This window comes from Ruegeria sp. CG8 (genome assembly GCF_056537165.1).
Genome location: NZ_JBQFRA010000008.1, coordinates 59,587 through 66,643, shown reverse-complemented (window position 1 = coordinate 66,643; position 7,057 = coordinate 59,587). Strand labels below are relative to the sequence as shown.

Sequence of the window (7,057 nt, the reverse complement as noted above, 5' to 3'; positions counted from 1 at the left end):
GATAACCCTTATTTCACTGAGGCCATCAACGGCGAAGGTGCCTGTAACGGGAGCTGAAGGGGAAACCCAAGCAGCCCCCGGGCACCACTTCCATCGCCAACCCATTGATATCCCTCAGTTTACTGTGGAAACTTTTTGGGCGTAGGACATGGCGCTACACGCGGAGCGTTAGGCTCCTAGCATCCATTAATTCTATACCGGTTTTCTCGGCGAGTTCGCGGGCGCCTTTGGTGAAGCCAACCAGTGAGAAAACAATCACTCGGTCCACGTCAGGCCTCGTAGAACGAACTCCAACAAGTTCACGGACCACAGCAACTCCAACGTTCTTAGAGTGTTTTTTGGCTTGTATGATTGTGGTGCGGCCAGCTTCATCAATGGCTTCGATGTCAACGGCGCCGTCTTTGCTTGCCTGTGTAACCGTGGTCGACGAGAAGCCCATTTTTTCTAGAGCTCTCGCCACAGCGTGTTCGAACTCCAGCGGCGAAAGGGTTTGCCATCCGGAAAATTCCTCAAGACGCGCGTCAAAGGCTGTAAGCGCAGCTCGATCTGCTTTCTCTGCTTTCTGACGAAGGCTGTACTTCCATCTATGAAGTTCTTCTAACTTCTCGGGATCGGCAGATCTTGGGAGGCTCCAATCATGCTTCCTCAAGCCCAACAGTGCGCCGCTACCCATAAGCCCTGTGAATAGCGAGGCTACGATGCCGATTGGTGAACCGCCGGAAATGAGCACCACAGTGATCGCTAGGGCGGCCACGCTAAATAGTAACATACCTACGCCTTCACCGATCGTACCTTCTCTTTTACCGGCCCATGCCAACTCCTCTTGAGTTACTTCAGGGTGCGGCGAGACCGGCAGACGGCTGAGATTTGGCTCGCTTTGCCAACGTGCAATACTCGTATCATCGGATGTTAGTACGCGCAGTATTTTCGCGGTGACCTCAAGTTCGTTGGTCAGTCGCTCCGTTATATTGATCTCGACCTCGAGCCGATACTCGGTTGGACTCAGATTTGCGTGCCGCAACTGCCGTACTGTCCTAATCCCAGAGATCTCTTGTAAGTCAGGCGAGAGGTCGAGAACGATCACGCCTATCCCCCTTTGGGGCAGGTGGTAGGCGATGGCCTTACCGCTCTTGTTGTACTTGAACACGTCCAATCGCGAGACGTTGTTACCCTGGCCATAAAGAGCTTTGTTCATTTCTCAGATTTTCTCTACATATCAATGGATTGAGCATGTGTTGAGGAGCTTACTGATACACCTCTAGCCCTAATCTGCAATACGCTTCATCCATGAGAACAGCACTCTCAATGGGTACCCTCGGCCATAACTCTGCCCCACTCCTGAAGATTGCCAACCGCCGATCTGGTCAGCGATGTCAGATGGGCACTCGACAGCCCGAAGACGGTCACGCATCGAATGACGGAAGCTGTGCATGGTGCACCGCTCTGGCACCTGCGGCTTCATCCACTTGTTCAAGGCCGCGCTGGCTGCATTAGCATTTGTCTCATTTCTACGGTTGTATCGAGCAAAAGCGAAACGGCCATCGTCTTCCTGTTCCAATACGCGTCCCGCGGCCCACAGAGACATTCCAGTAAGCGGCACCACTCGTGCGCTTGTACAAGTTTTCAGACGTCGCCAGGGGTGCTCTCTGACCACCACATGTGGAATGTCTGCATCAACAACGAGGTCCTCGCGAAGTAGTCCCGCAGCTTCTGCGAGACGCAGCCCCGTGTCCGAGATGAGCGCGACGAGCCATCGAAGGTCATCATCTATCTTCATGCATTCCCTCTGCACTGCTTTGATGACGTCCACTGGCAGCGGGGCCCGTTCTTTTACTCCGGATTGACGGTCGTAGTAGACCCCGGTGAAAGGATTGGTAATGTTGACCCCAACTTCGCTTGCCGCGAAGTTCACCACTGATCTGACCGTCCCGAAGATTCTTGTGATGCTGCTTCCAGTAAGTTTCCGCTCAATGAGCGCGTCTCTGAAGCGTGTCGCATCTGCCTTGGAATAGCCGAGCAGGTCCTTGTCTCCGCAGACATCGATAACATAACCACACGCTCGCTCAGCGGCGCGGTGGAAGGTCACTGGCCTATTCTGGCCCTTCAGTCTGAGGTAGATTGCCACGGCTTCAGACAGGCTGACAGTAGCACTGTCGTCGTGTGCGGAAGGTAGGAATGACCCGGGAGCCTTGGTGGCGTTCTGTTGCATCCTGAGAAGGTGTTTGCCGGGGAGCTCGCTGTCCTTGATCCGTAAGTGGTACCAGTACTCATCAAGCTGCTGTGCTGCTCTCGTGGCTCTTGAAGCGGCTACCGAAGAAGACCGAGTCCTTAATGAATAGGCGATCTTGGACGCTGAGTAGTGCTTCTGAAGGTCTCTGGGGACCCTACGCTCGAAGTAGTAAATGCCATCTTTGGTGTATGAAAAGGGTACCGAAATGTCCTTCGCCATGTCCTACGCCCAAAAAGTTTCCACAGTAAACTGAGGGATATCAATGGGTTGGCGATGGAAGTGGTGCCCGGGGGCGGAATCGAACCACCGACACGAGGATTTTCAATCCACTGCTCTACCCCTGAGCTACCCGGGCACGGGAACGGCGTTTGCCGTTGGGTGCAGGCCTTCTATGACTTGCCAAACGCGGTGTCCAGAGGCTTTTTCAGATTTTTTCAGTGCGGGCGATCCTTGATTTCGACAGCATCCTGAATCTGATCGTCAAGGTCATCCTCGCGCTGCGACGGAACCGAATAGGAGCCGTTCAGCCACTTGGCCAGATCGATATCTGCGCAGCGTTTCGAACAAAACGGACGAAACTGTTTGACCGAATCTTCTCCGCAGATTGGACAGCTCATTTCAGGACCTCCGACAAAGGGATGCGGCCGCGTTTTCGCTGCAACTCGTAGTGGCCCAGCGGCGTCCAGCCGGCAAGGATCGTTTCTTCGCTGTCAGCCCTGAAGGCAGCGCGGAGTGCGGATTCGAACCCGCGCCGGTCCTTTTTGGGCATTGGCGCAAGGTCCAGCGTGATCTGCCCGCCCAACCCGCGCACGCGCAGGGCGCGCGGCAGTTCCTTGGCGCAGGCGAAATTGGCCTTTGTCCCCGCAGCCAGCGAGCCATCCGAACCGGTGTTCACATCCACGGCCACCAAAGCCCGGGTTAGTTCGACATACATATGCGCCCCACCCGCCAAAGGATGGGATGCGCCACGTGCGGCGTCCAGCGCCTCGAGCACTCCATGGTCCGCGAAACCGCCCGCCTGGGTCGAAACCTCGGCCGGCTCCACCCATTCGCGCCAGGCGAGAACATGCGGTCCGTCGCCCTCGGACAGCGTTTCCGGCGCGTTTCCGGTGTCGTTCACGACCTGCTCGGCCAGCGCTCGCATGGCGGCGATGTCTTCGGCGATCTCATCGGCATCCGCGCCCTGGCAACCGGAGCGCAGGATCAGACCGAAGGGGCTGCCGTCCATCTGCTCATGCGCGATCACCAGCAGCCGGTCGCGCTCCTCATCATCGCGGATCGAGCGGGAGATGTTCAGCCCGGGCGCGTCCGGCGTGACGATGGCATAGCGGCTTTTGAACAGGATGCGGTTCGTCACCGGCAGGGCCTTACCCGGTTCAGCATAGCCCGTGACCTGCACCAACAGCATCTCACCCGGCGCCAGTCCCTTGACCTGCCGAAGGAAAGCCGGACCATCCGGCGTTGTCAGGAACATCCCGCCCTGCCCTTTGATCGCCCGCTCGGCCCGGGCACGGTAGATCGTACCAGGGGCAGGCGCATCGGCGGCGATCAGGAAATCATCCAGTTTACCATCCACCATCAGGGCTGCGGCTTCGCGGCCTTGAATGTGATCCAAAATGATCGTTCGACCTTTCATAGTGCCTCGCGATACAAGGGGTAACCGATGCCTTGCAACAGTCCTGCGGTTTCGGACAAAGGCAGCCCGACGATACCGGTGAACGAGCCCGAGATCCACGGAATGAAGGCGCCCGCGGGCCCTTGGATGGCATAGGCACCGGCTTTGCCCTGCCAATCGCCGGTGGCGAGATAGGCGTTGATTTCCACGTCCGAAAGACGCTTGACCTTGACCTGGCTAACGACGTCACGCTGCAACACCCGATCGCCGCGACGCACCGCGACAGAGGTGATCACACGGTGGCGACGGCCCGACAGGGCGTGCAGAAATTCGGCTGCCTGTCCCGCATCCTCGGGCTTGCCCAATATGCGTCGACCCAGCGCAACCGTCGTGTCGGCGCACAGGACGATATCATCGGGCGCCGCAGTCACGGCATGCACCTTTTCACGGGCAATGCGCGCGCAATACGGCAGCGGAAGCTCGCCCATTTGGGGGTCTTCGTCGATGTCGGGGGCCGAAATGGCGTCGGGCTGCACGCCAAGCTGAGCCAGCAGGTCCAGCCGTCTGGGGCTGCCCGATCCTAGAATGAACGCCATTGCGGCAGGCGTTACTTGAAGCGGTAGTTGATCCGACCCTTGGTCAGATCATAGGGGGTCATCTCGACCTGAACCTTGTCGCCGGCCAGAACACGGATGCGGTTTTTGCGCATCTTGCCTGCCGTATGTGCGATGATCTCATGGCCGTTTTCCAGCTCGACCCGAAACGTCGCATTAGGCAGGAGTTCCTTCACGACACCGGGAAATTCGAGCGTATCTTCCTTGGCCATGTTGTCTCCATCTTTGCGTTGCCCTGCAGAATCCGCAGGTGGCGCTTAAATGAGCCTATTTCGGCCTTATTTCAAGGGTGGAATCACTTAAAGGCGCGACATTGTGACCGATTCGACTCGGGGCGTCTGCTCGGTCCAGTGGGATCGGTTCAGGACATGGCCATCCGCCCGAACCTCGGCGATCGCCGACAGATCGACGTCTGCGTAGGTCCAGCCTGGCTGGTTGAGCACGCCTTCTGCCAACACGCCGGTTTGTGGAAAGCCCTTGTCCGGCGGGCCGAAAACGCCTCCGGTCCCAGTGTTGGTGTCTACGGACTGAGACCAGTCGTTGTTGCCCACCAGCGACGCCATGACCGTAACGCATTGATTCTCCAACGCACGAGCCATCGCGCCGATGCGGACCCGCCAATAACCCGACAGGGCCTCGGTACAAGACGGCACAAGGATCACGTCGGCCTCTGACAGGGCGCGGCCCAGCAGAGGAAACTCGCTGTCATAGCAGATCAGAACGCCAATACGGCCCAGCGCCGTCTCGAAGATCTTCAACGGTCCGCCCGGCGCGATGTCCCAGTCTTCGCGCTCGAACCGGGTCATGATCTGCTTGTCCTGATGATCCTGCGCGCCTGAGGGGGCGTAAAATTCAGCGCGGTTCACCGGGCGAACTGGGCCGGCCTGAACCGGGGCGGACGCACCCAGAATGTACACATTGTACTCGGCCGAGAGGCGTCGATGCAGGATTTGTACATCTTCCATCCGCTCGGACACCGCCTGGATCGAGCGTTCGAGATCCCCCGCAACCTCGGCCCCGGCCAGCGTCGAAAGCTCCATCGCGCCGTACTCGGGAAACACCAGCAGTTTAGCCCCCTGCCCTGCGGCCTTCGAAACCCAAGCGTCCAGCTTGTCTTCGTATTGCGCCCAGCTGTCCAGCCAGTCGAGATTGTAGGCGGCGGTGGCGATTCTCATGATGCGGGTTCCAGTGCTGTTCTTGCGAAGAAGTAAATAGCCGTTGTTGCCCGGTGTACAGGCCAATCGGGTTGTGCGCGGCAACAGAAACTTTTGGTTCGATGCATAGCCTTGCAAAGCACGGGGCCGGGCCGGGAGAGCGCCGGACCCGCACCCAATCTGGACATTGCCGATCGTCCATGCGCACTGTGACCCATGTCGCTGATCGATGACCTGGAGCTCATTCTGGAGACTGTCGTGCCAAACGATCCCAGCTTTCGGCGGATCGAAAGGGCGGCGATAGACAGCTGTATCAGCGACAGTCGGCGATACGCACTTGAGGGCTCGGTCGAAGCATTTCTGCTGTCGGCGATGCGCCTTCTGGCACTTCCCAACAACGGGCACACAAGGCTGATCCCGAATGATGCCATCTCGGTGTTGCCTCTGCGGTTCGCGAGCGTGGGGCGTTCCGTCCAAGTCCTTGGGTCGGCATCAAGGGTGATCGCCCCACAAGGCAAGCTGCTGGCAGTCAATGGCGCAGCTGTGAGCGAAATCGAGGCCGCGGCGGACAAATTTCTGGCGGGAACGCGCCAGAGGAAGCGGGTCATCGGTCCGATTATCCTGGCTTGGCCGTACGCGTTGGAACGGCTGGGATTTTCGTCCGACGACGGTATGACCGAGTATCATGTGCAGGACGAAAACGGGCAGACAACCAATCTGAAAGTAGCAAATGGAAACACCGTTCCTGCGTCGACGCTCTACCCGAGAAACGAGCACGGCAAACCCGATCCAGCATGGGAACCCGAGAGCTTTGTGGAGATTGAGGATTCGCAGGCACTTGGGCTTTCAATTCAACTGCCGAGTTTCTTTGACCCGGGCAGAGATGCGCTGCGCAAAGCCATATCCGAGGCAGCGGATCGCGTGCGCGCTTGCTCTGACAAAACGCTTTTGATTGACGTTCGCGGAAACACCGGCGGTGATTTTCTTCGGACGATGCCTTTGATCGACGCAATCGCGCAAAGCGCAAATCAGCGGGTCGTCGTGCTTGTCGACAAATTCACGTTTTCAGCAGCGATCGTGTTTGTCGCCATCCTCAAGCATCGCTTGGGTGACAGGCTCAAACTCATCGGGGAAGAAATGGGAGACGGACTGACGTTCTTTGCCGAGGGCGGGTTGCTTGACTTGCCAGCGAGCGGAGCGGTCGTTCGATACTCCTCTGCCTTTCACGATTGGAAGACGGGAACGTCTGACGAAACGACACCGCCCGAAATCGCGCGGCAAATCGTGCCCGCAGGAAATTTGATTTTGGATTGGGAATGGGTCGCAGGGACCTCGGGTCATGCTTCACGAGGCGCGTTTCATAGGCAAGTCCTCAAAGGTTTGCGCGACTAGGCGAACGACCGGTGGGTTCGGACACCGATCGAAGATCGGCGTACAGGCGAGC

General features: G+C 58.1%; 8 protein-coding genes and 1 tRNA gene. 1 reads left to right on the top strand and 8 read right to left on the bottom strand.

Features of this window, described 5'->3' with window-relative positions:
- Nucleotides 1–154: 154 nt before the first annotated feature.
- The 8 genes from ACR0EF_RS18475 to ACR0EF_RS18440 all read right to left on the bottom strand — a co-directional run bounded on the left by ACR0EF_RS18475 (nucleotide 155) and on the right by ACR0EF_RS18440 (nucleotide 5,634).
- Entirely contained in the window at nucleotides 155–1,195 is a 1,041-nt protein-coding gene (locus ACR0EF_RS18475) for a restriction endonuclease (RefSeq protein WP_170373401.1), read from the bottom strand.
- A 69-nt stretch (nucleotides 1,196–1,264) separates the two neighbouring features.
- Nucleotides 1,265–2,449: a DUF6538 domain-containing protein gene (locus ACR0EF_RS18470; protein ID WP_170373402.1), complete on the bottom strand. Its 1,185-nt coding sequence runs from the start codon at nucleotides 2,447–2,449 to the stop codon at nucleotides 1,265–1,267.
- A gap of 61 nt (nucleotides 2,450–2,510) precedes the next feature.
- A tRNA-Phe gene (locus ACR0EF_RS18465) sits at nucleotides 2,511–2,585 on the bottom strand.
- A gap of 79 nt (nucleotides 2,586–2,664) precedes the next feature.
- Nucleotides 2,665–2,847 (bottom strand): DNA gyrase inhibitor YacG, encoded by a 183-nt coding sequence (locus ACR0EF_RS18460; protein WP_170358078.1) that lies wholly within the window; start codon nucleotides 2,845–2,847, stop codon nucleotides 2,665–2,667.
- On the bottom strand, nucleotides 2,844–3,866 hold the full coding sequence (locus ACR0EF_RS18455; RefSeq protein ID WP_170373403.1) for a ribonuclease E/G: 1,023 nt from the start codon (nucleotides 3,864–3,866) through the stop codon (nucleotides 2,844–2,846). The genes ACR0EF_RS18460 and ACR0EF_RS18455 overlap by 4 nt, the downstream gene beginning before the upstream one ends.
- Nucleotides 3,863–4,441 (bottom strand): Maf family protein, encoded by a 579-nt coding sequence (locus tag ACR0EF_RS18450; RefSeq protein WP_170373404.1) that lies wholly within the window; start codon nucleotides 4,439–4,441, stop codon nucleotides 3,863–3,865. The genes ACR0EF_RS18455 and ACR0EF_RS18450 overlap by 4 nt, the downstream gene beginning before the upstream one ends.
- Nucleotides 4,442–4,452: 11 nt before the next feature.
- Nucleotides 4,453–4,671, bottom strand: a complete 219-nt coding sequence (infA, locus tag ACR0EF_RS18445) for a translation initiation factor IF-1 (protein ID WP_005978431.1) — start codon at nucleotides 4,669–4,671, stop codon at nucleotides 4,453–4,455.
- Nucleotides 4,672–4,758: 87 nt separating this feature from the next.
- Nucleotides 4,759–5,634: a carbon-nitrogen hydrolase family protein gene (locus ACR0EF_RS18440; protein WP_170373405.1), complete on the bottom strand. Its 876-nt coding sequence runs from the start codon at nucleotides 5,632–5,634 to the stop codon at nucleotides 4,759–4,761.
- 195 nt (nucleotides 5,635–5,829) lie between these two features.
- Here ACR0EF_RS18440 and ACR0EF_RS18435 point away from each other — a divergent pair, with 195 nt between their 5' ends.
- Nucleotides 5,830–7,005 (top strand): S41 family peptidase, encoded by a 1,176-nt coding sequence (locus ACR0EF_RS18435; protein ID WP_170373406.1) that lies wholly within the window; start codon nucleotides 5,830–5,832, stop codon nucleotides 7,003–7,005.
- Nucleotides 7,006–7,057 lie beyond the last annotated feature (52 nt).